We start from the raw sequence: 26623 nt of genomic DNA on the forward strand, positions 1-26623 counted from the left end.
ATGACCGTAACCATCGCCCGAGAAGGTTCCATCGCCGTCGTCACCGTCGACAATCCGCCCGTCAACGCGCTGTCGCAGGCGCTGCGCCAGGCGCTTGTCGACACGGTCGTGGGGTTGGATGCGGATGCGGCGGTGAAGGCCGTGGTCCTGATCTGCGCCGGCCGCACCTTCATCGCCGGCGCCGATGTCAGCGAATTCGGCAAGCCGCCGCAGCCGCCGCATCTGCCGGATGTCGTGGCGGCTATCGAGGGGACGAAAAAGCCCTGGATTGCGGCGATTCATGGTAGCGCGCTCGGCGGCGGCCTCGAAGTGGCGCTCGGCTGCGCCTATCGCGTCGCCGTCTCCTCCGCCAACCTCGGCCTACCGGAGGTGAAGCTCGGCATTATTCCCGGTGCCGGTGGCACGGTGCGTCTGCCGCGCCTGATCGGTGCAGCGGCGGCCGTCGATCTGGTGACGGGCGGCAGCCCGCTCAGTGCGAAGAAGGCGGAAGGCCTCGGGCTTATCGATGCCGTCATCGACGGGGATCTGCGCGCGGGTGCTGTCGCTTTCGCTGAGCGCATTGCGGAAAAATTGCTGCCCCAGCCGATCTCCCGCCGTGCCGTTCCGGCCATCGAAGCCGGCTTCTGGGAGAGCGCCGAAAAGGCCGTCGCGGCCAAGGCGAAGCGCGAGATCGCGCCGCTGCGCGCGCTCGCCTCCATCCGCAAGGCCTGCGAGACGGATTTCGCCGATGCCATGGCCTTCGAGCGCGAAACCTTCCTCGCTCTGCGCGGCTCCGAACAGGCCGCAGCCCTGCGCCATGTCTTCTTCGCCGAGCGCGCCGCGCCCCGTCCGCCGGAACTCGCCGGCATCACCCCGCGCGACATCCGTTCGGCGGCCGTGATCGGCGGAGGCACGATGGGGGCGGGCATTGCCGCGGCCCTGCGCGATGCCGGCCTGCCGGTAGTGCTGATCGAGCGCGACGCCACGGCGGTCGAGCGCGGGCTTGCCAATGTGAAGTCGATCTACGACGGCTCCGTCAAACGCGGGCGTATGACGCAGGCGGTTGCCGATCAGCGCATGGCCGGTGTGACCGGCGGCGATGATTACGGCCTGCTTGCCGACACGGACCTCGTCATCGAGGCCGTCTTCGAGGACCTCGCCGTCAAGCGCGCCGTCTTCGAAAAGCTCTCGGCGGTCTGCCGCCCGGATGCGGTGCTCGCCACCAATACCTCCTATCTCGATCCCGGCGCGATCAGCGACGGCATCGCGCATCCCGAGCGGTTCCTCGGCCTGCATTTCTTCAGCCCGGCCCATGTCATGAAACTGCTGGAGATCGTGCCGACGGAAACGACGGCGCCGGAGGTTCTGGCGGCCGGTTTCGCGCTCGCCCGCCAGCTTGGGAAAATTCCGGTCCGCGCCGGAATCTGCGATGGCTTCATCGGCAACCGCATCCTGAAGGTGACGCGTGCCCAGGCCGAGCGCCTGCTGCTGTCGGGTGCGACGCCCTCGGCGGTCGATGCCGCCATGCGCGCTTTCGGCCTGCCCATGGGGCCGTTCGAGGCGCAGGATCTCGGCGGCCTCGACATCGCCGCCTTCCAGCGCAAGGCGGCGCGCGAGCGGGGTGAAACACCCTTTGCCCCGGTCGCGGAGCGGCTTTGCGGGCTTCAGCGTTTCGGCCAGAAAACCGGGGCCGGCTGGTACGATTACCAGTCGGGTGATCGTGCGCCAAAACCCTCGGAAACCGTGGCGGCGATCATCGCCGAAGAGGCGGCGGACCGGCCGCGACGAGCATGGAGTGAAGCCGAGATCGCCGACGCGATCCTGCTGCCGATGGTCAACGAGGCGACGCGTATTCTGGAGGAGCGCGTGGCGCTTCGCGCCGCCGATATCGATCTCGTGAAAATCCACGGCTATGGTTTTCCGCGCTGGCGTGGCGGGCCGATGCACTATGCTGAGGCGCGCGGGCTTGCGGAGGTCGTGGCCGTGCTCGACCGGCTCGCGGCGGATGGGCTTGCCGAGGCGCCCTCGGAGGGGCTGCGCCGGGCGGCGGCAGCCGGTGGATTTTCAGCGCTGGAACGATAGGCAAGCGCTGCGGACTGTGATGAGATAGTTTGGGAGACGTAGCATTCTGCGGGAGCCGGGGAGGGCGCAATGCAGTCGCTGATGACACCGGGGCACAAGCCGGTACAGGTGGAAATTCTCGAGGCGGAAATCCGCAAGGTCTGCGGGTCCTTCGATCTGGAGCCCATGCGGCGCACCGGCGTCGTCAATGGTGACGTGACCACGCGGCGCGTCGGCCCGTTCGATACGGCGATCGTCGCGCTCGATGCTTCCGAGGTGGCGCGCAGCACCCGTTCCATCCGGCAGGACCCAGGCGAATATTTCTTTCTGCTCGTGCAGGATGCCGGCCAGTGTCGCGTCGAACAGGGTGACCACGTGGCCGAGCTTTTGCCGGGGGACATGTTCCTCGTCGATTCCGTCAAGCCCTCAACCTTCCTCTATCGCGGCGAACGCTCCAACCAGGTCTCGCTGCACATTCCGCGCGACGAGGTGGTGCATCGTTTCGGCAATGCCTGTGCGGGCGGTCTTTCGATCTCGCGGGAGGACCCGCTCTGGGTCGCCATGCGCGCGGTCATCGCCAAGATGCTTTTGGAAGACGGCGCGCAGGCGCAGCTCGGCGAAGCCTTCCTCTGCCTGATGGGCGCTTACCTGCATTCCAGCCGGGTGACGGGTGCCGCAACGCCGGCCGAGACCCTGCTGTCGCGCGCCCTGGCGATGATCGATCGTAACCGGGCGGACCCGACCTTCGGCCCGCGCGAATTGGCCACCCGTCTCAATGTGTCCGAACGCATGCTGCAACGGCATTTCCGGCCGCTTGGCGAAACGCCCGGCCACCGGCTGCTCAACCGCCGGCTGGAACTGGCCCATGCCCGGCTGACGGCGCGCCGGGAGCAACCGTCGGAAGGCGTCACTGCCGTCGCCTTCGACTGCGGTTTCAACGATCTCTCCTATTTCTACCGCGAGTTCCGCAAGAAATACGGCGCGACGCCGGGTGCGGTTGCGCGCTGTCATTGACGCTTTTGTCCAAAAGGCGGGACGGCGCCGTCCAAGTCTGATGCCGCGCCCGCTTCTAATCTCTGCCACCAGATAGGACCGCCGGAGGAGGTGGCCTGCCATGGAGGAGGCGGAAATGATGGAATTCAAGGCGACCATCGGCGGCAAGCCGGCGCCATCAGGCGCGGACTTCGCCGTCATCAACCCGGCGACGGGCGAAGAGGTCGGCCGCGCGCCGAACATGGGTGGTGTCGAGCTGGATGCGGCCGTCGCGGTCGCCAAGGCGGCGTTCGCGTCGTGGTCGGCGCAGAGCGATGAGGCGTTGCAGGCGGCCTGTGCGGCTGTCACGGCGAAGATCGAGGAACATGCGGCGGAACTCGCCGAAATCATCACGCTGGAGCAGGGCAAGCCGTTGAACGGCCTCGGTTCGCGCTGGGAGGTCGGCGGCGCCGTCGCCTGGGCGGGCTATACGACGGGGCTGTCGATCCCGGTCAAGGTTGTGCAGGACAACGAGCAAGGGCGGGTGGAGCTGCACCGCAAGCCGCTCGGCGTCGTCGGCTCGATCACGCCGTGGAATTTCCCGGTCATGATCGCCGTCTGGCATATCCTGCCGGCGTTGCGCACCGGCAACACGGTGGTGGTGAAGCCGTCGCCCTATACGCCGCTTTCGACGCTGCGGCTTGTCGAGATCATGAACGAGGTGCTGCCGCCCGGTGTCGTCAATGTCGTGACGGGCGATGACAAGGCGTTCAATCTCGGCGGTGCCATGTCGGCGCATCCGGATATCGCGAAGATCGTCTTCACCGGCTCCTGCGCCACCGGCCAGAAGGTGATGCAGTCCGCAGCATCGACCATGAAGCGCCTGACGCTGGAAATGGGCGGCAACGACGCGGGCATCGTGCTGCCGGATGCCGAACCGCAGGCGATTGCCGAAGGCCTGTTCTGGGGCGCCTTCATCAACAACGGCCAGACCTGCGCGGCGATGAAACGGCTCTATGTGCACGATTCCATCCACGACGCCGTCTGCGACGCGCTCGTCGCCTATGCGAAAAACATCCCCGTGGGCAACGGCATGGAGGAGGCGAGCATTCTCGGCCCGATCCAGAACCGCATGCAGTTCGACAAGGTTTCGCGGCTCGTGGCGGATGCCAAGGGACGCGGCAAGGTACTGCTCGGCGGCGAGCCGGGCGAGGGCCTGTTCTTCCCGCCGACCATCGTGTCCGGTCTGCGTAACGGCGATGCGCTGGTCGATGAGGAACAGTTCGGGCCGGCGCTGCCGATCATCCGCTATTCGGATGTCGAGGAGGCGATCCGGCTGGCGAACGACAGCCCGAACGGGCTCGGCGGCTCGGTCTGGTCGTCGGATATCGCGGCGGCGAAGAAGGTCGCGAGCCGCATGGCCTGCGGCTCCGTGTGGATCAACAAACACGGCGCCATCCAGCCGAATGCGCCCTTCGGCGGCGTCAAGCAATCCGGCATCGGCGTCGAGTTCGCGGAAGAAGGCCTTGCCGAATACACCGACATCCAGGTGGTCTTCGCCTGAGAAAACAACAGAAGAGGGAACGATCATGAGACTGACGAGATATCTTGCCGCAACGGCGCTGGCCTTTGGCCTGACCGCCACCGCCGCGGCCGCCCATCCGCTGGATGGCCTGACCGCCGAGGAATACCAGAAGATCAACCAGATCCTGCGCGATCAGAAGGTTGCCGACGACACCACGCTCTATCCGCTGATCGAGCTGAAGGAGCCCGCCAAGGCCGACGTGCTCGCCTGGAAGGAGGGCGACAGCCTCGACCGCAAGGCAACGGTCTACCTGACCAGCAAGGAAGGCTTCAGCGAGGCCGTGGTCAACATCACCAAGGGTGCGGTGGAGAGCAACGAGAAGACCAAGGGACAGCCGATGGTGCTGTTCACGGAATTCATGGGGGCGCTGGAAGGGGTGCTCGGCAATCCCGAAATGGTGGCCGGCCTTGCCAAGCGCGGCCTGAAGCCGGAACAGGCCTTCTGCCTGCCGCTCACCGCCGGCAATTTCTTCACCGACGAATACACCAATTCCCGTCTGATGAAGGTGCCCTGCTATCAGGTGCCTGACGGCTCCAACTTCTATGCCAAGCCGATCGAAGGCCTGTTCGCGCTCTACGATATCGGCAAGAAGGAAGTTCTGCGTGTCGTCGATACGGGCGTGCTTGATGTGCCTAAGGATGGCTGGGGCTATACGGAGGAGGAAGTCGCCAAGCGCACGCCGCTGCGCGCCGAGACGAACCCCGTCAAGCTGGTGCAGGAGGGCGGCCCGAACTACAAGATCGACGGCAGCCATCTCGAATGGGATATCTGGCGCTTCAACTTCCGCGTCGACAAGCGTCCGGGCCTTGTGCTCTCCAATCTCGACGTCAACGATGACGGCACGTGGCGCTCGGTCATCTATCAGGCGCATCTCTCCGAAGTCTTCGTGCCCTATATGGACCCGTCGGAAGGCTGGTACTGGCGCACCTACATGGACAGCGGGGAATATGGTTTCGGCCTGTTTCTGACGCCGCTGCGCGCCGGCATCGATTGCCCCGCGCATGCCACCTTCCTGCCGGCGACGATCGCCGACGACAAGGGCCAGCCGCTGGTCATTCCCGATGCCATCTGCGTCTTCGAGCGCAGCATCGGCGATCCGGCCTGGCGCCATTTCGAGGTTTTCGCGCAGACGCCCGAAAAGCCGATCCCGGCGGAGGGACGCCCGGCGACGGAGCTCGTGGTCCGCACGGCCTCGGAAGTCGGCAACTATGACTATCTCATCGACTACCGTCTGCAGCAGAACGGTCAGGTCAACATCTATGTCGGCGCGACCGGCCTCGATGCGGTGAAGGGCGTTGCCTCCACCTCGATGAAGGACGCGACGGCCAAAGCCGATACGGCGCATGGCACGCTGATCGCGCCGAACCTCGTCGCCGCCAATCACGACCACTACTTCAACTTCCGCATCGACTTCGACGTCGACCAGCCGATCAACCACTTCTCGACGATGGATATCGTGCCGGCCAAGCTCGATGCATCGAGCCCGCGCAAGTCGATGTGGACGGTCGAACACAAGATGCCGATGACGGAGATGGAGGCGCGCTACAAGCTCTCCTCCTCGCAGCCGCGCTACTTCCACATCTCCGACCCGTCGCGCGAAGGCTATCTCGGCCATGAGCCGGGCTACATGATCCACCATGGCGACGTGTCCTATGGCCCGTTCGACTTCGAGAACGACCCGCCGATGAAGCGCAACGCCTATATCGAATATTCGGTGTGGAACACGGTCTATGACCCGGAACAGCGTTATGCCGGGGGTAAGTTCGCGATGCAGAGCGACGGTTCCGATACGCTCGCCGAATGGGTGAAGAAGGACCAGAGCCTGATGGGCAAGGACATCGTCACCTGGTTCTCCGCCGGCTTCCACCACATTCCGCGCATGGAGGACTGGCCGGTCATGTCGACGGAATGGAAGACCGTGCACATCATGCCGCACAACTTCTTCGCCCATAACCCGGCGCTGACGATCCGCAATCCGAAGTAAAGGCAAGACGAGGCATGGCATGGGCCATGCCTCGTTTCACAACCCGGTCCGAACCTCTCCTCCGTCATGCTCGAGCTTGACCCGAGCATCCACCCGCCGCGCGTGAGGCATGGACCCTCGGGTCAAGCCCGAGGGTGACGGAGGAGAGGTTTGGCGGTCTCAAAAATGAAAGGCCCGGGAATGTCCCGGGCCTTTCTCATTGCGCCGGCTGCATGTCGCTGAAGACGGTCGGGATCAGTTCCGATATCGTCGGGTGAATGTGCACGGCATGTGTGATGGTCGTGTATGGCCTGCCGGAATACATCACGTCCAAAATGCTCTGCACCGCCTCGTCGCAGCCGGTGCCGAGAAGGGAGGCGCCGAGGATTTCCTTCGTCTCGGCATCCGCGATCACCTTCATGAAGCCGAGTGTTTCGCCCTTTTCCTTGGCACGGCCGACGCGGCTCATCGGCCGTGTGCCGATCAACAGCTTGCGGCCGGTCTTGCGCGCCTCCGTCTCATTCATGCCGGCGCGACCGAGCGGCGGGTCGATGTAGAGCGCGTAGGTCTGGATGCGGTCGCTTACCTGGCGCTTCTCGTTGTCGAGCAGGTTGGCCGCGACGATCTCGAAGTCGTTATAGGAGGTGTGCGTGAAGGCACCGCGGCCGTTGCAGTCGCCCATGGCGAAGATGCCGGGCACGTTGGTCTCGAGCCGCTCGTCGACGGCGATGTAGCCGCGTTTGTCCACCGCAACGCCCGCCTTGTCGAGGCCGAGATCGTCGGTGTTCGGCCGCCGTCCGGTGGCGAGCAGGAGATGCGAGCCGATGATTTCAGGCGCGCCGGCCGTACAATCGACACCCACCCCAACATCGTCGCCGCTCTTGAAAAAGCGGATGCATTCCGCCCCGGTGCGTATGGCGATGCCCTCGCGTTCAAGGATATCGCGCACGGCGTCGCTGATATCAGGGTCTTCCCGCGCAATGAGCCGTGGCCCCTTTTCGACGACCGTCACCTCAGCGCCGAAGCGGCGAAACATCTGGGCGAATTCCAGCCCGATATAGCTGCCGCCAATGACGACGAGGTGTTTCGGCACCTCCGTCAGGTCCATGATCGAGACATTGTTGAGGTGCGGCACGCCGTCCACGCCGGGAAAATCCGGCACGACGGCGCGACCGCCGACATTGAGGAAGATCTGGGGAGCGGACAACAGGTCATCGCCGACGCGAATTTCCGTCGGGCTTTCGAAACGCGCATGGCCGCGCAGGAAGGTCAGGCCTTCCATGCTTTCCAGCCAGTCCTCGTTACCCTCTCGGGCATCGAAACGAACCTTGTCCTTGCGCGCCATGACCTTGGCAAAATCCACGGTGACAGGCCCCGTCACCACGCCATACTCGGCGCCGCGGCGGGCGAGGTGGGCGGCATAGGCGCTGGCGACCATGGCCTTGGTCGGCATGCAGCCGGTGTTGACGCAGGTGCCGCCGACGAGCTTGCGCTCGATCAGCGCCACCTTCCGGCCGGCGGCTGTCAGCCGGCCGGCGAGCGACGGGCCGGCCTGGCCCGCGCCGATGATGATGGCGTCGAATGTCTGCATCAGAGAACCGACGAGACGACGAAGAGACCGAGCAGCACGGCGACGGCATCTTCGAGAAGCGCGATAGGCAGGTCCTTGCCACCAATCGCCGCGACGAGGCGCTGGCGGGCTTCCGCACCGCCGAGCGTGCCGATGACTGCGCCGACCACGCCGGCTACCAGCCCGCCGATCAACGCGCCGCCGGCCGTGCCGATGACGGCACCGCAGAAGGCGCCGCTGACGATGCGGGCGCCGAACTGCTGCGGCACCTTGCGGCTCGGCGTGCTCGGCAACTGGTCGGTGACGAATTCGACCAGCGCCAAGACACCGAAAACATAGGGCGTGAAGCGATAACCCATGAAGGCGGCCCAGGTGCCGGAAACCGGCAACCAGCCGAGGGCGGCGCCGATGCTGACGGCCGCCGGTGCCGTCATCGCGCGAAGCCCTGCCACGACACCGATCAGCAATGCGAGGATATAAATGCTCATTGTCCCCTCAAAAAATTTGCGCCGGACATCGGGCCCGGGATGGTTCCCGGCAGAGATGAAATGCACTATCGAAATGGAGGATGGGCCTCTAGAAAGACTGTCGGATGGCATGGCCGATTGCAATGGGTTTCTTTTGCCTGATAGGTTCTTCCGAGCATAAATTTTAAAGCGCTTTGGACGCGGCAACAAACGTCGTGTCCTGTCCTGCCTTCGCAGTCTGTTTTTTGCGATTTGCTGCCATATATGGAATGCCTTGCCCGGACGGGCTTTCTGAAACGTGGTGAAACTGTGGCCACGAATTGCCGCACAAGGAAAGGTTTTCACATGCGCCCAGTCGTCAAGTTTATCGGAGCAGCTCTGGCCCTCGGTCTGGCCGCTGGTGCCGCCCAGGCCCAGGTCGTCGTTTCCTCGAAGATCGATACGGAAGGCGGCGTTCTCGGCAACATCATCCTGTCCGTGCTGAATGCCAACGGCATCCAGACGACGGACCGCGTGCAGCTCGGCGCGACGCCGGTCGTTCGCCAGGCGATCATCGCTGGCGAGATCGACATTTACCCGGAATATACCGGCAATGCCGCCTTCTTCTTCGAAAAGGCCGACGATCCGGCCTGGAAGGATGCGACCAAGGCCTATGAGCTCGCCAAGACGCTCGATTACGACGCCAACAAGATCGTCTGGCTGCAGCCGTCGCCGGCCAACAACACCTGGGCGATCGCGCTGCGCAAGGACGTCACCGAGCCGAACAAGCTCGTCACGCTCAGCGACTTCGGCAAATACGTCTCCGGCGGTGGCCAGGTCGTTCTCGCGGCCTCCTCGGAATTCGTGAACTCGGCGGCCGCCCTTCCGGCCTTCCAGACGACCTACGGCTTCACGCTGAAGCCGGAACAGCTGATCACGCTTTCGGGCGGCGACACGGCCGCGACGATCGCTGCCGCCGCCAACCAGACCAACGGCGCGAACGCCGCGATGGTCTATGGCACGGATGGCGGTATCGCGCCGTCGGGCCTCGTCGTTCTCGAAGACGACAAGGGCGTGCAGCCGGTCTATCAGCCCTCGCCGATCATCCGCGAAGAGGTGCTGAAGGCCAACCCGCAGATCGAGGAACTGCTGAAGCCCGTCTTCGAAAAGCTCGACCTCGTCACGCTGCAGGATCTCAACGGTCGGGTTCAGGTCGGCGGCGAGCCGGCCAAGGCGGTTGCAGAAGACTTCCTCAAGAAGAACGGCTTCATCAAGTAAGCTCTTTTCGCCCTTCGCCCATCCGGGCGGAGGGTTTCCCCATTGAAAGGCGTGCATGCGGTTCAGGATCGACAAGCTCGGCGTGGTGATCGCCGCTTTGCTGGCAAACGGCGCCTTTCTGGCGCCGTTTGCCAATTTCCGGGCCAACCGCATCGTGCCCGGCGAGCCGCGGGCAATTCTCGATGCGCTGCCATCAGGCCTCGGCGCGGCGCTGGTCGTCTTCATCGCCATAGCCCTCGTGCTTATCGTGCTGAAGACGCCGACGCTGCTGCGGCTGGTACTCGGTCTTGCGGCTCTGGCTATCCTCGCCATCCTCATGGGCCTCTCCGCCGGCCACCTGACGCCGCCGGACAATACCTATGCCCGCGTCTCGCCGGCCTCCGGTTTCTGGCTCACCAGCTTCGCCTTCGCGCTCGTGACCGCCGATGCGCTGGCACGGCTGAAACTCTCGCCGCTTGCGCGGGTGGCGCTGCTGGCCGCCGTTGCTCTGGCGGTTGCCGCCCTCCTGATGTCCGGCGCCTGGGATGGGCTGTCGATCCTCAAGGAATATGGCAGCCGCGCCGAGACCTTCTGGCTGGAGGCGAGCCGGCATGTCGTGCTGGCGCTCGGCTCGCTGGCGGCCGCGACATTGGTCGGCCTGCCGCTCGGCATTCTCTGCCATCGGGTGGAAGCCTTGCGCGCCGGCGTGCTCAATGTGCTCAACATCATCCAGACGATCCCGTCGATTGCGCTGTTCGGCCTGCTCATCGCGCCGCTCGGCTGGATCGCGCTCAACGTGCCGGGGGCGGCGGCCATCGGCATTCGCGGCATCGGCGCGGCGCCGGCTTTTGTCGCTCTTTTCCTCTATTCGCTGCTGCCCGTCGTCGCCAACACGGTGGTCGGCCTTGCCGGCGTGCCGCGCGATGCCAATGATGCGGCGCGCGGTATCGGCATGACGGATCGCCAGCGGCTTTTCGGTGTCGAGCTGCCGCTGGCCTTTCCTGTCATTCTCACGGGCATCCGCATCGTGCTGGTGCAGAATATAGGCCTGGCTACCATTGCCGCCCTCATCGGCGGCGGCGGTTTCGGTGTCTTCGTCTTCCAGGGCATCGGCCAGACGGCCATGGACCTCGTGCTGCTCGGCGCGGTGCCGACCGTAGCGCTTGCCTTCGCTGCCGCCATCGTGCTTGACGCCGCGGCCGAACTTTCCAATTCCAAACCCGGCAGGGCCGCATGATCGAGATCGACACCATCACCAAGCGCTACGGCGACAACACGGTCGTCGATAATGTCTCGATGACCATCGCGCCGCGCACGATCACCGTCATCGTCGGCACGTCGGGCTCCGGCAAGACGACGCTGATGCGCATGGTCAACCGCCTCGTCGAGCCGACCTCGGGAACCATCCGCATCGACGGCCAGGACAACCGCTCGATGCCCGGCTATGAACTGCGCCGCCGCATCGGTTATGCCATCCAGGGCCACGGCCTCTTCCCGCACCGCACGGTCGCGGAAAACATCGCCACCGTGCCGACGCTGCTCGGCTGGGAGAAGAGCCGCATCGATGCCAAGGTGAAGGAGCTGCTCTCCCTCTTCCAGCTCGATGCCGCCGCTTTCGGGCCGCGTTATCCGCACGAGCTGTCGGGCGGCCAGCAGCAGCGTGTCGGCGTCGCCCGTGCGCTCGCCGCCGAACCGAATATTTTGCTGATGGACGAGCCCTTCGGCGCGCTCGATCCGGTCATTCGCGCCAAGGCGCAGGACGACCTGCTGGCGATCCAGAAGCATTTCGGCACGACCATCATCCTCGTCACGCATGACATGGAGGAAGCCTTCCACCTCGCCGACAAGATCGCCGTTATGGACAAGGGCAGGATCGTGCAATACGCCGCGCCCGAGGACATGCTCGTCAACCCTGCCACCGATTTCGTCGAGACGCTGATCGGCGCTGGCGAGCGGCCGTTCCGGCTGCTCTCCATCGGCACCGTCGGCGATGCCGCGGAAGCCGGTGTCGCAGACGGCGAACCGCTCGCGGCGGCCACCAGCCAACGCGATGCGCTCTCCGCGCTGCTCTGGTCGGGCCGTGACGCCCTGCCGGTTGTCGGTGCGGATGGCGCAGCCCTCGGCCGCGTTACGCTCGCCGGCCTTGCCCGACGCGCCGCGAGGCCGCAATGACGCGGCTTCTGCCCAATCTCCTCCGGCTGGCGGCGCTGGTCATCCTGATCGCCTTCCTCGTCCAGCCCGGCCTGTTCGAACCGCTGCTCAAGCCTTTGGTGCAGGCCAATGCGCCGGCCGTTTACAATCAGGGCAGCCTGCTTTCGCTGACGTTGTCGCATCTGGCGACCGTCTTCACGGCGACCCTGGCCGCGACCATCGTCGCCGTCGGGCTTGCCATTCTCGTGACGCGGCCCATCGGCGCGGAATTCCTGCCGCTGTCACGCAGCCTCGTGAATATCGGCCAGACCTTTCCGCCGGTCGCCGTGCTGGCGCTTGCCGTGCCCGCCGTCGGCTTCGGCGAGAAACCGACGCTGATTGCGCTTTTCCTCTATGGCCTGCTGCCGATCTTCGAGAATTCCATGACCGGCCTTTCCACCCTGCCGCCCGCCATCGTCGAGGCGGCGAAGGGAACCGGCATGACGGCATGGCAGCGGCTCACCAAGGTGGAACTGCCGCTGGCGCTGCCGATCATTCTTGCCGGCATCCGCCTTTCCGTGACCATCAGCCTGGCCACGGCCACCATCGGCTCGACGGTCGCGGCGAAAACACTTGGCGAGGTCATCATCGCCGGCCTGCAATCCAACAATCTTGCCTTCGTTTTGCAGGGCGGTCTCGTCGTCGCGGTGCTGGCGGTGCTGATCTACGATGCCTTCTCCGCGCTCGAGCGCATGCTCTCGCGCCGGGCCGGCCGGGGTTAGTCGTCGGTTTCTAGATCGTAGACGAGGATGCCGGCAATGCCGCCTTCGGCCGCCGCGACCAGGCGGCCACCCGTCTGCTTGTGCTCGGGATCTTCCAGATAGGCGTCGCGCGAAAAGCTGTCGGCGAAATCGACGATGAAGCCGTCGGAGAACCCCTTGTCCATGCCCGTTTCCGGGCTGACATTGGTGCCGATATGGACGGCCACCATGCCGGGCAGGCGGTCTTTCAGGGCATCGATCTCGTTGAACAGCTCGGTCTTGTAGGCGACGGAAATGGTCGGCTTGAAGCGGATGAAGACGCAGTGGCGGATCATGGTTCACCTATCGGATGTTGGCGCGGGCGCGCGGACGCTGGTCGTTGCGCTCGTATTGAAAGACCTGGGCCGGCAGCGCCGGCAGGCCGCGGATGATGTCGGCGCCCTTCTCGCCCACCATGATGGTCGGCGCATTGGTGTTGCAGGAGGGGACGCGCGGCATGACGGAACTGTCGCAGACGCGCAATCCGTCAAGTCCATGCACCTTCAAATCAAGCCCGACGACGGCATCTGCGCCGGTTCCCATCTTGCAGGTACCGACCGGGTGATGGTCCGTCTTGGCATTGGCGCAGCCGTAGTTGAACAGGTCCTCGTCGGTGACGACCTTCGGCCCCGGCAGGCGCTCGGCCATGACGAAGGGTTTCAGCGCGGCCTGCTGCATGATCTCACGGGCGATCTTCAAGCCTTCGATCGACATTTTGCGGTCATGCGGGTCTTCCCAATAGTTCGGATCGATCAGCGGGGCAGCCGAGGGATCGGCGGAGGCAAGCCGCACCGTGCCCTTCGAGCGGGGGTGTAGATAGGCCGAGTTCAGCGTCACGCCGGCATTCTTCAGCTTCTCGACACCCGCCTCGATGCCCGAGCCGAGGCCGAGATGGAACTGGATATCCGGAGAGCGAGCCTCGGGGTCGGCATACCAGAAACCGCCGGTCTCGAAGAGCGAGGAGGCGACGGGGCCGGAGCGGAAGAGCACATATTGCAGGCCCGCCCAGAGTGTGCGGTGCAGCTTGGCCACGCCGTCATAGGTGTGATCGCCAGTGCATTCGGAAATGACGAAGAGGTCGAGATGGTCCTGCATGTTCGCGCCGACGCCGGGCAGGTCGTGCTTGACCACGACGCCGACCGAACGCAGGTGATCCGCCGGGCCGATGCCCGACTGCTGTAGCAGTTTCGGTGAGCCGATGGCGCCGGAGGAGACGAGCACTTCGCGCTCCGCCCGGATCGTTTCGACGCCGTTGCCGCCGACGACCTCGACGCCGACGGCGCGAGTGCCTTCCAGCACGATGCGGGCGACGCGGGCGCCGGTGCGGATCGTCAGGTTGCGGCGCGCCTTGATCGGCGAGAGGTAACCGAGCGAGGCGGAGGAGCGGCGGCGGTTGCGCTGGGTCAGCTGGTAGAAGCCGACACCGGCCTGCTGGCGGCCATTGAAATCGTGGTTGTAGGGAATGCCGAGCTCCTGGCCGGCGCGGATATAGGCGTCGCAGATCGGCAGCGCCGAGACCGGCATGGAGACACCGAGCGGACCGCCATAGGAATGATAGTCGTCGGCGAAGCGCTGGTTGTCTTCGGCGCGTTTGAAATAGGGCAGGATCTCGCGGTAGCTCCAGCCCTCGCAGCCGTCTTCGCTGGCCCAGAGATCGTAGTCGGCGGCATTGCCACGGGTATAGAGCTGCGCGTTGATCGAGGAACCGCCGCCGATGACCTTGGCCTGCGTGTAGCGTAGCACGCGACCCTTCATGTGTTTTTGGGGCACGGTCTCCCAGCCCCAGCTCGCGACGCCCTTGGTCATCTTGGCAAAGCCGGCCGGCATGTGGAACAGCGGGTTCCAGTCCCCGCCGCCGGCCTCCAGCAGCAGCACGCGGACATCAGGATCCTCGGAAAGTCGGTTCGCCAGCACGCAGCCGGCGGGGCCGGCGCCGGTGATGATGTAATCGTAGGTCATGCCTTGGTCCTTAAGAGTTTTCAGAGCCGGCCGATCGACAGCCCGCCGTCGAGATTGATCACCGAGCCGGTGGCGAAGGCGAATTTGCCGCTCGCAAGCGCCGCTGCGACGGAACCAATATCGTCAGGCTCCCCCCAGCGCTTCATCGGCACGAGGCCGCCTTCGATCAGCGCGTCGTATTTCGCGGAAACACCTGACGTCATGTCGGAGCGGATGATGCCCGGGCGGATTTCGAAGACGGAGATGCCGGTGTCCGCCAGCCTGAGCGCCAGTCCCTGGTTGAAGGCCGCGAGCCCCGCCTTGGTCATGCAATAGTCGAGGCGTTCGGGCGAGGTGAGGCCGGCCGAGACGGAGGTGATGTTGATGATCGCCCGTGGGCCGGCCGCCTGTTTCGAATGCAGCATCGCCTTCAGCACGGCCTGGGTGAAGAACACGGTGCCGCGCAGGTTGGTCGAGACGATCGTGTCGAAATGTTCCGGTGCCAGATCGAGGAAATCGCCGCGCACGACGGAGGCGATGCCGGCATTGTTGACGAGGCAGGCGATCGCCCCGAGCTGATCTTCGATGGCCGCGACCGTGGCCGCGTGGCCGGCGAGATCGGCGAGATCGGCCTTGAGATAGATGGCCTGTGTGCCGCGTGCGGAAAAATCGGCGATCATGGCGTCGGTCGCGGCATCGCTGTCGCCGATGCCGGTGATGGCGATGGCGAAGCCTTCGTCGGCGAGGGCTTTCGCGATCCCGAGGCCGATGCCGCGGCGGCCGCCGGTGACGATGGCGACGGGACGAGTCATGCTGACAACTCCTTCGCGCGGATATCGTCGGCGACGCGCAGCGCCTGGGCGGCGATGGTGAGCGCCGGATTGACGGCCGCCGAGGTCGGCAGGCAGCCGCCGTCGACGACGTAGAGATTGGAGTGGTCGAAGGCGCGGCAATAAGGGTCGAGCGGGGCGGTGGCCGGATCGAGGCCCATGCGCACGGTGCCGCACTGATGCGAGGGGGTGCGCTTGTCGAAGGGTTGCGTCAGGACGATCGGGTAGCCGGCGGCCTTGAAATGGGCGCGCATTTTCGCCTCCAGGCCGGCGAGCGCCTCCATGTTGGAACGCTGCCACTGCATGATGATGCCCTTGCCGTCGACCATGATGCGGCTTTCGGGATTGGGCAGATCCTCGGTCATCATGTACCAGTCGATCGCGTGGCCGGCCATGAAGTCGAGGGCGAAGCGCGGGGCGTAGGCTGGGGCGTTGGCTTTCAGGATGTCGCCGTTGATCTTGCCCAGCAGCTGCACATTGCCGAGCGGCAGGTCGTCGCGGCCGCCGGTCAGGTAATAGTCGTTCAGCATCAGCGTCTTCTGGTAGATGCTGTCGTTGCGCCGGAACGGATTGATTGCCAGCATGGCGCTGCAATTGTGGTTCATGAAGTTGCGGCCGACCTGGTCGGAACCGTTGGCGAGTCCCTTGCCGTCGCCGGAGCGCAGCAGGATCGCAGCTGAGTTGATCGCGCCGGCCGACAGGATGACGAGCTTCGGCGAAAGCCGCTTTCTCTCGCCGCCGTGGGTGTAGTGGATCGTGGTGATCCGGCCGTCCGGCCCCGCCTCCAGCGTATCGACATGGGCGGAGGTGACAAGCGTGATATCAGGGTCGAGCAGGGCGGCGGCAAGCGGCGCGGTCTCCGCGTCTTTCTTGCCTTGGCCGGCGTTGGGAAAGCCGTCCCAGGGCGTGCGCCCGCCGGCAAGCCATGTGTCGATATCGACGCCGAGCGGCAGGGTCGCCGGATTGAGCCCCTGCGCCTTCAACTCGGCGCGGGCGCGGGCGATGGCCGGCTCGTCCGGCACGGGGCCGTGCAGATAGGGCGTGGAATGGTGCGGTTCGGTCGGGTCCTGGCCCAGTTCGCCGCGCACCTCGAACAGGCGCTCGGCCTTTCCATACCACGTCTCCAACTCCTCATAGGGGAAGGGCCAGGCCGGCGAGACGCCGCCGAGATGCTGCATTTCGGTGAAATCTTCGGCGCGATAGCGCAGGAGCACCGCGCCGAAGAGCTTGGAGTTGCCGCCGACGAAATAGAAATTGCCCGGATTGAACGCCGTGCCATCAGGCTCGCGCCACATCTCCTTCGGTCGGAAATGGCCGTCGACGAAGATCGAGCGGTAGCTGCGCGTCTCGGGCGTATCGGGCAGGCGCTCGCCGCGCTCGAGGATGACGATGCGCGCGCCCGAGCCGGCGAGCGCGGCTGCCATGGTCGAGCCGCCGATGCCCGATCCGATGATGACGATGTCCGGCTGCGTGGTCATGGGGCTCTCAGGCGATGCGAAGCTGGCTTGCGGGATCGAAGAACACGGCCTTGTCGAGGTTGAAGGCAAGGCGCGCCGTCTGGCCGGCGGTGATGCGCACGTCGGCGCGCAGGCGGGCAACGATCTCCTTGCCGCCGAGATGGGTGACGGCGAATGTATCGGCACCGGCGGGCTCGACCACCTCGATCAGGCAATCGCCTTCGGCGACGGTACGCGCGTTGCGGTCGGCTCCGTCGGGGTCGGTCAGGGCTTCCGGGCGGATGCCGAAGATCACATCCTTGCCCTTGTAGGCGGAAAGTCCGCCGGGCGCGTTCGGTACGGAAAGAACCAGTGGTTCGGCCTGGTGGCGTGCCAGCGAGACCGCCATGCCGGAGCCATTCTGCTCGATCTTCGCCGAGAGCAGGTTCATCGCCGGCGAGCCCATGAAGTCGGCGACGAAGATGTTGGCGGGGTTGTTGTAGATTTCCGAGGGCGAGCCGAACTGTTGCAGCACGCCGTCCTTCAGGACGGCGATCTTGGTGGCGAGCGTCATCGCCTCGATCTGGTCGTGCGTCACATAGACGATGGTGGTCTTCATGCGCTGATGCAGGCGCTTGATTTCCGTGCGCATGTCGACGCGCAGCTTGGCGTCGAGGTTGGACAGCGGCTCGTCGAACAGGAAGAGTTTCGGATCGCGCACCAGAGCACGCCCCATGGCGACGCGCTGGCGCTGGCCGCCGGAGAGCTGGCCGGGTTTACGCTCCAGGAGGTGACCGATCTGCAGCATGTCGGCGACCTGCTTGATGGCCTTCTCGCGCTCCTCCTTTGGCACGCCGCGGATTTCCATGCCGAAGGCGATGTTGCCGCCCACCGTCATGTTCGGATAGAGCGCGTAGGACTGGAACACCATGGCGATGTCGCGCTTGGAGGGATGCAGGCCCGCGACCGAGCGGCCGTCGATGGCGATATCGCCCGAGGTGATCGGCTCCAGGCCGGCGATCGTGTTGAGCAGCGTGGACTTGCCGCAGCCGGAGGGGCCGACGAGCACGAGGAAACCGCCCTGCTCGATCTCCAGATTGATATCCTTCAGGATTTCGAGCGCGCCGTAGGACTTGCGCAGATTGCTGATCTTGAGGAACGACATGAGCGTTATCCTTTCACGGCGCCGGACATCAGGCCGCGCACGAAATACCGTCCGGAGACGATGTAGACGATGAGGGTGGGGAGCGCCGCGAGGATCGCGCCCGCAAAATGCACGTTGTATTCCTTCACGCCCGTCGATGACTGCACGAGGTTGTTGAGCGCGACGGTCATCGGCGTCGTATCGGCGCCGGAGAAGGAGGCGCCGAACAGGAAGTCATTCCAGATATTGGTGAACTGCCAGATGACCGAGACGACGATGATCGGACCGGAGGACGGCAAGAGGATGCGGTAGAAGATCTGGAAGAAGCTCGCGCCGTCGATCTGGGCGGCACGCACCAGCTCGGTCGGGAAGTTTTCGTAGTAGTTGCGGAAATAGAGCGTGGTGAAGCCGATGCCGTAAACGACATGCACGAGGATCAGCCCCCAGAGCGAGCCGGCAAGTCCGATCATTCCCAGAATGCGCGCCATCGGAATGAGCACGATCTGGAACGGGATGAAGCAGGAGAGCAGCAGCAGGCCGAAGAAGACGTTCGAGCCTCGGAACTGCCACTTGGTCAGCACGTAGCCGTTCAGTGCGCCGATGATGGCGGAGATCGCGACGGCCGGCACGACCATCAGGATCGAATTGAGGAAGAACGGCCGCAGGCCCGTCGGCTGCACGCCGATCTGCGCGGTCGACCAGGCTTGCAGCCAGGGCTCGATCGTCCAGACCTTAGGCAGGTTCAGCATGCCGCCCTGGCGGATTTCCTCCAACGGCTTCAGCGAGTTGACCAGCATCACGTAGAGCGGCAGCAGATAATAGACCGCAAACAAGATGAGGGCGGTGTAGATCAGCGCACGGGTGAGCTTGTTGTGCGAGATGACGTTGTCGGGGTTTTGCGCGCTCATCGGCCTTTGCCTCCGCGGATTTCGGAATAGAGGTAGGGGATGATGATCGAGAAGATCATGACCAGCATGATGATGGCCGACGAGGCGCCGATGCCCATCTGGTTGCGGGTGAAGGTGTAGGAATACATGAAGGTCGCCGGAAGCTCCGTCGCCTGGCCGGGGCCGCCGCCGGTCAGTGCCACCACAAGATCGTAAGCCTTGATGGCGAGGTGGGCGAGCACGACGAAGGCGGACAGGAACACCGGGCGCATCAGCGGAATGATGATGCGGCGGTAGATCGTCGAGGTCGACGCGCCGTCGATCTGGGCGGCCTTGATGATCTCGTTGTCGACGCCGCGGAGCCCCGCGAGGAACATCGCCATGACGAAGCCGGAGGATTGCCAGACGGCGGCGATCACCACGCAGTAGATCGCGTAGTTGCGGTCCTTGATCCAGCTGAAGGCGAAGCTTTCCCAGCCCCAGAGATGCATGGTGTTCTCAAGCCCGATGCCGGGATCGAGGAACCACTTCCAGGCGGTGCCCGTCACGATGAAGGAGAGCGCCATCGGGTAGAGGTAGATCGGCCGCAGAATGCCTTCGGCGCGGATCTTCTGGTCGAGCAGGATGGCGAGCGCTAGGCCCAGCACCGAGCAGATGACGATATAGAGCGAGGCGAAGATCGCCAGGTTCGAGATCGCCCGCCACCAGTGCGGCAGCGCCCAGAGCTTGGAATAGTTGCTCAGTCCCACGAAATTGTAGGAGGGGAGCATCTTGCTGTCCGTCAGCGACAGGAAGCCCGTATAGGCGATGAAGCCATAGACGAAGACGAGCACGATGAGGAAACTGGGGGCCAGCACGAGCTTCGGCAAAAGCTCCTGCAGCCGGCTTCGGCTATCCATGGTCGATACCACCGTTGAAATCGGGTTACAGGGCGGCTCGAGGCCCCCTCATCCGGCTCGCCGCCCTCCCTCCGTTGGAGAAGGCATTGCCGCGGCGTTCAGGTTCCCTCTCCCCGTCGGGGAGAGGGAGGGCAAGGAGCGAGCCCCTTACTTCGCGGCCTCGACGGCGGCCTTGAGTTCCGTCACGGCTTCCTCGGAGGAAAGCTCGCCGTTGAACTGTCGGGTCACGACGTCATAGATCGCGTTCTTGACCGAGGCCGGGTTGGCATGGCCATGCGCCATGGAACCGAACAGCGTGCCGTTGGTGTTGGCTTCCGCAAGGTCCTTGATGGCCTTCTTGCCGCAATCGTCGAAGGCTTCGTCGGAGACGTCGGTGCGGGCAGGCGCCGAGCCCTTGACCACGTTGAAGGCCGACTGGAAGACCGGATTTTCGATGGCCGAGGCCATGACGAGCTGCGCCGGAACCTTCTCTGCGGCAACCTTGAACATCGCGAACTGGTCGGAGTTGAAGGTGACCGAGCCCTGCGTGCCCGGGAAGCGCATGCAGACGAAATCCGAGCCCGGCTTCTTGCCGGCCTTGATGAATTCGCCCTTTGCCCAGTCGCCCATGAACTGCAGGCCGGCCTTGCCTTCGATGACCATGGCGGATGCGAGGTTCCAGTCACGGCCCGAGAAGTTGTCGTCCACATAGGAGCGCAGCTTCGTCATGCGATCGAAGGCTTCCTTCATCTGGGCGCCGCCCAGCGTGTCCGGATCCAGATCGATGAATGCCTTTTTGTAGAAGTCATTGCCGAAGGAGAGCACGACCGCGTCGAAGATCGTCGCGTCCTGCCACGGCTGGCCACCATGGGCGACCGGCGTGATGCCCTGTTCCTTGAACTTGTCGAGCAGGGCGACGAGTTCGTCCCAGTTTGCCGGCTCCTTGCCGCCGGCCTTGTCGAGGGCCGCCTTGTTGATCCACATCCAGTTGGTGGAGTGGACGTTGACGGGGGCCGCGATCCAGTGGCCGTCATATTTGGAGAACTGCTGCAGGGCGGTCGGGATTACCTTGTCCCAGCCTTCCTTGGCGGCGACTTCGTCGAGATTGCCGAGTGCGCCTTCCTTGGCCCAGTCGAGAATGTCGAAGCCGAGCATCTGCACGGCGGTCGGCGCGTTGCCGGCCGTGACGCGGGCGCGCAGCACCGTCATGGCTTCCGTGCCGCCACCGCCGGCAACCGGCATGTCGGTCCAGGAAATGCCCTTGGATTCGAGGTCCTTCTTCAGAACGTCGAGAGCGGCAGCTTCGCCGCCCGACGTCCACCAGTGCAGAACTTCCACGTTTTCCGCGGCGCGAGCGGCCGTGCCGCCCAGGCCCATCAGCACCGCAATCGCTGCAGTGGTCGTCAGAAACTTGCGCATCGTATTCCTCCCGTTTGCAAGTTCGAGGGCGAGAGCCTCCTCTCGCCGATATGACCGAGCCCCGTGAGGGCGTCGGAATCCAGTCTATGGCTCAAAGCGCCGCGCCAATTTAAAACGTTGTAAATTTGCGGAGTCAAGTCGCCACGGCAGGGCGCAGCAACTGTCTTTGAGATTGCGGCAAATTCAGGTGATTTCAGCGATTGCTGAAAATCGTGGCGCTTTGTGCGATGCACTGAAAACGTTTTAAATTCTGTGCAGCGCAAGATTGCCGAAGGGCGGGGCGCTCGATATGGTGCCGGAAATCGACGTTCCCCATCCGAAGAAATGCACCCGTGCCCCGCATCGAAAAGCCCGCCGACAGTGAAACCGCCCGCAACCCGCTTCGAGCCGGCAAGCCGACGCTGAAGACGATCGCGGAACTGACGGGGTTTGCGATCACCACGGTGTCGCGCGCGCTCGGCAATGCGCCGCAGATTTCCGAGAGCACAAGGCGCCGCGTGCACGAGGTGGCAGCCGAGATCGGCTACCTGCCGGACCGCGCCGCCCAGCGTCTCAAGACCGGCCGTACCAATGTCATTTCCGTGCTGCTCGATCCGCACGAGGAAATCCTGGGCTTCGGCACGTCCATCATGCATGGCCTGGCGCGCGCGCTTCAGGCGACGCCCTACCATCTCATCGTCACGCCGAATTTCCTCGACGGTAGCAATGTCGATGCGGTCAACTACATCATCCGCAACGGTATGGCCGACGGCCTGATTTTCTCGCGCACCGAGCCGTTCGATCCGCGTGTGCGGCTGCTTCTGGAAAACGGCTTTCCCTTCGTCACGCACGGCCGTACGGAGTTCTCCACCCCGCATGCCTTCGTCGACTACGACAACTTCGCCTTCGCCTACGAGGCCACCAAGCGGCTGATCGTCAAGGGCCGGCGCAAGGTCACGATCATCCTGCCGCCCAAGCGGCTGACCTTCTGCCAACACATGCTGCACGGCTTCATGACCGCCGTGCGCGAAGCCGGTGTCGCCTACGAAATCCCCGACACGCTCGACCTCGACAGCCCCGCCGACATGATCCGCGACTATGTGCGCCGCCGCAGCGGCGAGCCCGATGCGCCCGATGGGTTCACCTGTCCCGGCGAGGTCTCCGCGCTCGCGACCATTACCGGCATGAGCGACAACGGTCTTTCGCTCGGCGTGGAATACGATATCGTCGCCAAGCAGACGTCGCGGCTGCTCAGCCAGATCCAGCCGAAGGTCGAGACCATCTACGAGGACCTGAAGGCCGCCGGCGAGGCCATGGGCCGTTTGCTGTTGCAACGTATTGCCGGCGAGCCGGTCGAGGGCCTGACGATCCTGCAAAGCCCGCAATTCAGCTTCCCGACGCCCTGAGCGGGCGGCGGAGCCGGTCCCATCCATGGTTGCCGGGAAGGGTTTTGTCATCGCGGCATCCACCAGCCGGTGCGGGCGCCGATATGCATGTTGAGCGTCTTGGTTTCCGTATAATCCTCCACCGCATGGCGGCCGAGTTCGCGGCCGAGGCCGGACTGGCGATAACCGCCGAAGGGCAGTTCTGACGCGCCGTCCATGAAGGTGTTCATCCAGACCGTGCCGGCGCGCACCTTGCGGCCGACCGTCAGGCAGGTGTCGAAATCACGGCTCCAGACGCCGGCCGACAGGCCGTAGTCGATGGCATTCGCAATGCGGATCGCCTCCTTGGTCGTCTCGAAGGTCAGCACGGAAAGGACCGGGCCGAAAACCTCTTCGCGGGCGACCGCCATGTCGGGCTCCACGCCCGAGAGGATGGTGGGGACCATGAACTGACCGAGGCCGAGATCGAGGGCCCCGCCGCCGAGCGTTACCGACGCGCCGGCCTTCACCGCGCCCTCGACATAGTCGCCGATCTTTTCCAGATGCTGCGGCGTGATGATCGCGCCGACCTGCGTCGTCGGATCGAGGGGATCGCCGACCTTGACCTTGCCTGCCAGCTCCGCAATGCGGGCCGTCACCTCCTCGGCAATCGATGTATGCAGGATCAGCCGCGAGCCGGCATTGCAGCATTCACCGGCATTGAAATAGGCGCCGAACACGGCGGCGTCGACGAAGGCGTCGAGATCGGCATCGGGGAAGACGATCTGCGGGTTCTTGCCGCCGAGTTCCAGCGACACCTTTTTCAACGTCTGTGCCGCATTGACCATGGTGAGCTTGCCGACACCCGTCGAGCCGGTAAACGAGATCATGTCGACGTCGGGATCCGTCGTCATCGGCTCGCCGACCTCAGGGCCAGTGCCGGTGACGATGTTGACGACGCCCGCGGGCACGCCGGCCTCGATGAGGATCTCGCCGAGCACGAGCGTCGAGCCGGAGGTCAGTTCCGACGGCTTGACGACGGTCGTGCAGCCTGCAGCGAGCGCGAAGGGCAGCTTCTGGCTGACGATCAGGAAGGGGAAGTTCCACGGCGTGATGATCGAGACGACACCGATCGCCTCGCGCAGCACGACGCCGAGCGTGCCGTCGCCAAGCGTGTTGTAGCTTTCGCCGTGCAGGTCGCGGGCAAGCGCCGCGGCATAACGCCAGATATCGACGGCGCCGCCCAGTTCGCCCTTGGCCTGGCTGATCGGCTTGCCGCTTTCGATACAGTCGAGGAAGGCGAGTTCATCGGCGCGTGCGGCGATGAGGTCGGCGGCCTTGAGCAGGATGTTGGAGCGCTCGGCGCCCGTCATCCGCGGCCACGGACCATTGTCGAAGGCTTTTCGCGCGGCGGCGATGGCGCGTTCGGCATCGGCCCTGTTGCCGGCCGGATAGCGGCTGACGACCACGCCGTGGCCGGGCGCGATGCGCTCGACTAGGCCGTCGCCTTCCGTCCAGACGCCATCGATCAGCATGCGGAAATCGCGTGCCTTGAAGTTGTCGAGCGCCTTGGGTTTCACATGCGCGGTCATGACCAGTCTCCCTTGAACTCTGCGGGGCGTTTTCCGGTGAAGGCGGCGACGCCTTCCTTCAGGTCCCCGGTCTTGGCGACGAGGATCGAGCCCAGGGCCTCCACCGCCGCACCATTGTCTTCGCCGTTCGCCACCGCGATCATCAGCTTTGAAATTTCCGTCGCCGCCGGCCCGCGTGCCGCTATGCGCGCCGAATAGGTTTTCGCGGCCTCAAGCACCGTTCCGGTTTCGACGACTTGATCGACGATGCCGAGCGTTTGTGCCTCGTCGGCCGTCAGTACCTCGCCGCCGATCAGCATGCGGCGCACGGCCTGCGCGCCAAACCGCTTGACCAGCCGCTGCGTGCCCGACCAGCCGGGCACCATGCCGAGGCCGGTTTCCGGCAGTCCGATCTTCACATGGCGTTCAGCGATACGGATATCCGCCGCCGCCGCCAGTTCCAGCCCGCCGCCCAGCGCATGGCCGTTGACGGCGGCGATGAGCGGCATGCGCAGCGTTGCCAGCCGTTCGAAGACGCGGTGGCCGAAGCGCACCCAGGCATGGCCGAACTCATTAGCCTCCATGCCGGCCCAGGCCCGGATATCGCCGCCCGCGGAAAAGGCCTTGCCCTCGCCGGTCAGGATTGCGACGCGCACGCCGGCATTGGCTTCCACGTCGTCGCAGGCGGCGGAAAGCTCCTTCAGCATGTCGATATCGAAGGCGTTCGCCTTTTCCGGCCGCGCGACGGTGATCGTCGCGACAAAGCCCTCGACGGAGATACGGATGTGCGGCTCAGCCATGGTTTGCCCCCAGCGTGCGCGATGCCTTCTGCGGCAGCGTCAGGCCGATCGGCGCATCCGTGAAGAGGGCGGCGTCCATGACCTTGAGGTCCGGCGAGACGAAGAGATCGAATTCCGACTGATCGAGGATGTGCGCCTGGAGATCGACGCCCGGCGCGATTTCGGTGAGCACGATGCCATCAGCCGTCAGCTTCAGCACGCAGCGCTCGGTGACATAGGTGATGTCCTGCCCCTGCGCCACGCCGCGCGGGCCGGAGAAGGTCACGTGCTCGACTTCATTGACCAGCTTCTTCAGCTTGCCTTCCTTCTCGATCACCAGCTTGCCGTTCGCGATGCCGAGCTTGGCACCGGCATTGAACATGCCGGAGAAGACGATCTTCTTGGCGCGTGCCGTGATATCGACGAAGCCGCCGCAACCCGCCGTCACATGCGGCCGGAAGGAGAGCTTCGAGACATTGACCGAGCCGTCCTTGCCGATCTCCAGGAAGGAGAGCAGCGAAGCATCGAAGCCGGCACCCTGGAAATAGGTGAACTGGTAGGGCGAAGGCATGAAGGCATCGGCATTGGAGGCGCAGCCGAAGGCGAAGTCGAGCAGCGGCACGCCGCCGACGGCACCCTGTTCGATCACCCAGGTGACGGCGCCGTGCAGGCCTTCTTCCATCAGGATGCGCGGCACGTTGGCGGAAATGCCGAAGCCGAGATTGACGGCGCTGCCGGCTTCCAGCTCCTGCGCGACGCGGCGGGCGATGACCTTCTGGATGTTGAACTCGGGCACGCGGAATGAGTCAAGCGGCCGGAAGATTTCGCCGGAAATGGCAGGGTCGTAGAGGGTCTGCGTCGTCTGCTTCTGCTCCGGATCGACCACGATGTAATCGACCAGCACGCCCGGCACGCGCACGTCATGGGGCTTCAGCGAGCCTTCCTTGGTGATGCGCTTGACCTGCGCGATGACGATGCCGCCATTGTTGCGGGCGGCGAGCGCCTGGTCGAGACCACCGAGATACGCACCCTCATGCTCGTAGGTCAGGTTGCCGCGTTCATCGGCCGTGGTGGCGCGGATGATCGCGACCTGCGGCGCGATCGCCTTGAAGTAGAGCCAGTCCTCGCCGGCGAAGGTGATTTTTTCGACCACGGGTTCCTGGGCGGCGGCGGCATTCATCGCGCAGCCCTCGCGGCGCGGATCGACGAAGGTTTCGAGGCCGACCTTGGTGATGACGCCGGGGCGCTTGGCGGCGGCCTCGCGGTGCATGTCGAACAGGATGCCGGAAGGGATATTATAGGCGGGAATCTCGTTGCCAGTGATCATCTGCCAGATCAGTGGCGGTTCGGAGGAGGAGGGGCCGGACGGGTAGGAGCCGCCGATGATCTTCTTCAGAAGCCCCTTCTTCGCGATGTAGTCGACCCCCTTGATGCCGCTCATGTCGCCGGCGGCGATCGGGTGCAGCGTCGTCAGGTTCTGCGGATGGCCCGTCTCGTCGAAACGTTCGCCGATGGCTTTCAGGGTCAGGTCCGGGCAACCGAGGCCGGAGGACGAGGAAACCGAAACCACGGCTCTGTCCGGAATGAGGTCTGCGGCCTGGCGCGGGGTGATATGCTTGCTCATGGTCTTTTCCG

Annotated in this window: 22 protein-coding genes; 9 read left to right on the forward strand and 13 right to left on the reverse strand. The window is 64.7% G+C overall.

The features are described from left to right. The 4 genes from AC27VQ_RS06495 to AC27VQ_RS06510 all read left to right on the forward strand — a co-directional run bounded on the left by AC27VQ_RS06495 (position 1) and on the right by AC27VQ_RS06510 (position 6581). Positions 1 to 2061: a 3-hydroxyacyl-CoA dehydrogenase NAD-binding domain-containing protein gene (locus tag AC27VQ_RS06495; protein ID WP_488715666.1), complete on the forward strand. Its 2061-nt coding sequence runs from the start codon at positions 1 to 3 to the stop codon at positions 2059 to 2061. Between the two features lie 69 nt (positions 2062 to 2130). Beyond that, positions 2131 to 3054 carry a helix-turn-helix domain-containing protein gene (locus AC27VQ_RS06500; protein ID WP_488715667.1) on the forward strand — a complete coding sequence of 308 codons (924 nt, stop codon included), beginning with the start codon at positions 2131 to 2133 and terminating at the stop codon, positions 3052 to 3054. A 115-nt stretch (positions 3055 to 3169) separates the two neighbouring features. Further along, positions 3170 to 4576 (forward strand): aldehyde dehydrogenase family protein, encoded by a 1407-nt coding sequence (locus tag AC27VQ_RS06505; RefSeq protein ID WP_488715668.1) that lies wholly within the window; start codon positions 3170 to 3172, stop codon positions 4574 to 4576. A gap of 25 nt (positions 4577 to 4601) precedes the next feature. Beyond that, complete coding sequence (locus tag AC27VQ_RS06510) at positions 4602 to 6581, forward strand: copper amine oxidase (protein WP_488715669.1); 1980 nt, start codon at positions 4602 to 4604, stop codon at positions 6579 to 6581. 196 nt (positions 6582 to 6777) lie between these two features. Here AC27VQ_RS06510 and AC27VQ_RS06515 read toward each other — a convergent pair whose 3' ends face one another. Together AC27VQ_RS06515 and AC27VQ_RS06520 are read right to left on the reverse strand one after the other, a co-directional pair. Beyond that, positions 6778 to 8154 carry an FAD-containing oxidoreductase gene (locus tag AC27VQ_RS06515; protein ID WP_488715860.1) on the reverse strand — a complete coding sequence of 459 codons (1377 nt, stop codon included), beginning with the start codon at positions 8152 to 8154 and terminating at the stop codon, positions 6778 to 6780. Continuing rightward, positions 8151 to 8618 carry a DUF4126 domain-containing protein gene (locus tag AC27VQ_RS06520; RefSeq protein WP_488715670.1) on the reverse strand — a complete coding sequence of 156 codons (468 nt, stop codon included), beginning with the start codon at positions 8616 to 8618 and terminating at the stop codon, positions 8151 to 8153. Before AC27VQ_RS06520 ends, AC27VQ_RS06515 begins: the two co-directional genes overlap by 4 nt. A 324-nt stretch (positions 8619 to 8942) precedes the next feature. Between AC27VQ_RS06520 and osmF the strand changes: the two genes are divergently transcribed. The 4 genes from osmF to AC27VQ_RS06540 are packed head-to-tail and all read left to right on the forward strand — an operon-like array spanning position 8943 to position 12745. After that, positions 8943 to 9854, forward strand: a complete 912-nt coding sequence (osmF, locus tag AC27VQ_RS06525) for a glycine betaine ABC transporter substrate-binding protein OsmF (RefSeq protein WP_298101683.1) — start codon at positions 8943 to 8945, stop codon at positions 9852 to 9854. A gap of 55 nt (positions 9855 to 9909) precedes the next feature. After that, a complete protein-coding gene (locus AC27VQ_RS06530; protein ID WP_488715671.1) occupies positions 9910 to 11070 on the forward strand; it encodes an ABC transporter permease in 1161 nt (386 codons plus the stop codon). Further along, entirely contained in the window at positions 11067 to 12005 is a 939-nt protein-coding gene (locus AC27VQ_RS06535) for an ABC transporter ATP-binding protein (protein ID WP_421594006.1), read from the forward strand. The genes AC27VQ_RS06530 and AC27VQ_RS06535 overlap by 4 nt, the downstream gene beginning before the upstream one ends. Continuing rightward, entirely contained in the window at positions 12002 to 12745 is a 744-nt protein-coding gene (locus AC27VQ_RS06540; protein ID WP_488715672.1) for an ABC transporter permease, read from the forward strand. The genes AC27VQ_RS06535 and AC27VQ_RS06540 overlap by 4 nt, the downstream gene beginning before the upstream one ends. On the opposite strand, the gene AC27VQ_RS06545 is transcribed toward AC27VQ_RS06540, so the two are convergent. From AC27VQ_RS06545 to AC27VQ_RS06580, 8 genes are all read right to left on the reverse strand, one after another. Continuing rightward, positions 12742 to 13059 (reverse strand): Dabb family protein, encoded by a 318-nt coding sequence (locus AC27VQ_RS06545; RefSeq protein WP_313531621.1) that lies wholly within the window; start codon positions 13057 to 13059, stop codon positions 12742 to 12744. The genes AC27VQ_RS06540 and AC27VQ_RS06545 overlap by 4 nt on opposite strands. 7 nt (positions 13060 to 13066) lie before the next feature. Then, a complete protein-coding gene (locus tag AC27VQ_RS06550; protein ID WP_488715673.1) occupies positions 13067 to 14722 on the reverse strand; it encodes a GMC family oxidoreductase in 1656 nt (551 codons plus the stop codon). A 20-nt stretch (positions 14723 to 14742) separates the two neighbouring features. Further along, complete coding sequence (locus tag AC27VQ_RS06555) at positions 14743 to 15513, reverse strand: 3-ketoacyl-ACP reductase (RefSeq protein ID WP_488715674.1); 771 nt, start codon at positions 15511 to 15513, stop codon at positions 14743 to 14745. After that, positions 15510 to 17009: an FAD-dependent oxidoreductase gene (locus tag AC27VQ_RS06560; RefSeq protein WP_488715675.1), complete on the reverse strand. Its 1500-nt coding sequence runs from the start codon at positions 17007 to 17009 to the stop codon at positions 15510 to 15512. The genes AC27VQ_RS06555 and AC27VQ_RS06560 overlap by 4 nt, the downstream gene beginning before the upstream one ends. A 7-nt stretch (positions 17010 to 17016) precedes the next feature. Then, on the reverse strand, positions 17017 to 18132 hold the full coding sequence (locus AC27VQ_RS06565; RefSeq protein ID WP_488715676.1) for an ABC transporter ATP-binding protein: 1116 nt from the start codon (positions 18130 to 18132) through the stop codon (positions 17017 to 17019). 5 nt (positions 18133 to 18137) lie between these two features. After that, positions 18138 to 19019: a carbohydrate ABC transporter permease gene (locus AC27VQ_RS06570; RefSeq protein WP_313531625.1), complete on the reverse strand. Its 882-nt coding sequence runs from the start codon at positions 19017 to 19019 to the stop codon at positions 18138 to 18140. Next, positions 19016 to 19897, reverse strand: coding sequence for a carbohydrate ABC transporter permease (locus tag AC27VQ_RS06575; protein WP_313531626.1), 882 nt, complete (start codon positions 19895 to 19897; stop codon positions 19016 to 19018). Before AC27VQ_RS06575 ends, AC27VQ_RS06570 begins: the two co-directional genes overlap by 4 nt. Positions 19898 to 20044: 147 nt before the next feature. After that, the gene (locus AC27VQ_RS06580; RefSeq protein WP_313531627.1) at positions 20045 to 21295 is read right to left on the reverse strand and encodes an ABC transporter substrate-binding protein; all 1251 of its coding nucleotides are present in this window, start codon (positions 21293 to 21295) and stop codon (positions 20045 to 20047) included. A 341-nt stretch (positions 21296 to 21636) separates the two neighbouring features. Here AC27VQ_RS06580 and AC27VQ_RS06585 point away from each other — a divergent pair, with 341 nt between their 5' ends. Further along, positions 21637 to 22680, forward strand: a complete 1044-nt coding sequence (locus tag AC27VQ_RS06585) for a LacI family transcriptional regulator (protein ID WP_488715861.1) — start codon at positions 21637 to 21639, stop codon at positions 22678 to 22680. A gap of 47 nt (positions 22681 to 22727) precedes the next feature. Here AC27VQ_RS06585 and AC27VQ_RS06590 read toward each other — a convergent pair whose 3' ends face one another. Genes AC27VQ_RS06590 through AC27VQ_RS06600 form a run of 3 tightly spaced genes read right to left on the reverse strand, consistent with a single transcriptional unit; the run spans position 22728 to position 26612 of the window. Next, positions 22728 to 24230, reverse strand: a complete 1503-nt coding sequence (locus AC27VQ_RS06590; RefSeq protein WP_488715677.1) for an aldehyde dehydrogenase family protein — start codon at positions 24228 to 24230, stop codon at positions 22728 to 22730. Further along, complete coding sequence (locus AC27VQ_RS06595) at positions 24227 to 25009, reverse strand: enoyl-CoA hydratase/isomerase family protein (protein WP_488715678.1); 783 nt, start codon at positions 25007 to 25009, stop codon at positions 24227 to 24229. Before AC27VQ_RS06595 ends, AC27VQ_RS06590 begins: the two co-directional genes overlap by 4 nt. Next, the gene (locus AC27VQ_RS06600) at positions 25002 to 26612 is read right to left on the reverse strand and encodes an acyl CoA:acetate/3-ketoacid CoA transferase (RefSeq protein ID WP_488715679.1); all 1611 of its coding nucleotides are present in this window, start codon (positions 26610 to 26612) and stop codon (positions 25002 to 25004) included. The genes AC27VQ_RS06595 and AC27VQ_RS06600 overlap by 8 nt, the downstream gene beginning before the upstream one ends. Between the last annotated feature and the right edge of the window lie 11 nt (positions 26613 to 26623).

Source organism: Shinella sp. 20P9.1.1, assembly GCF_057798995.1.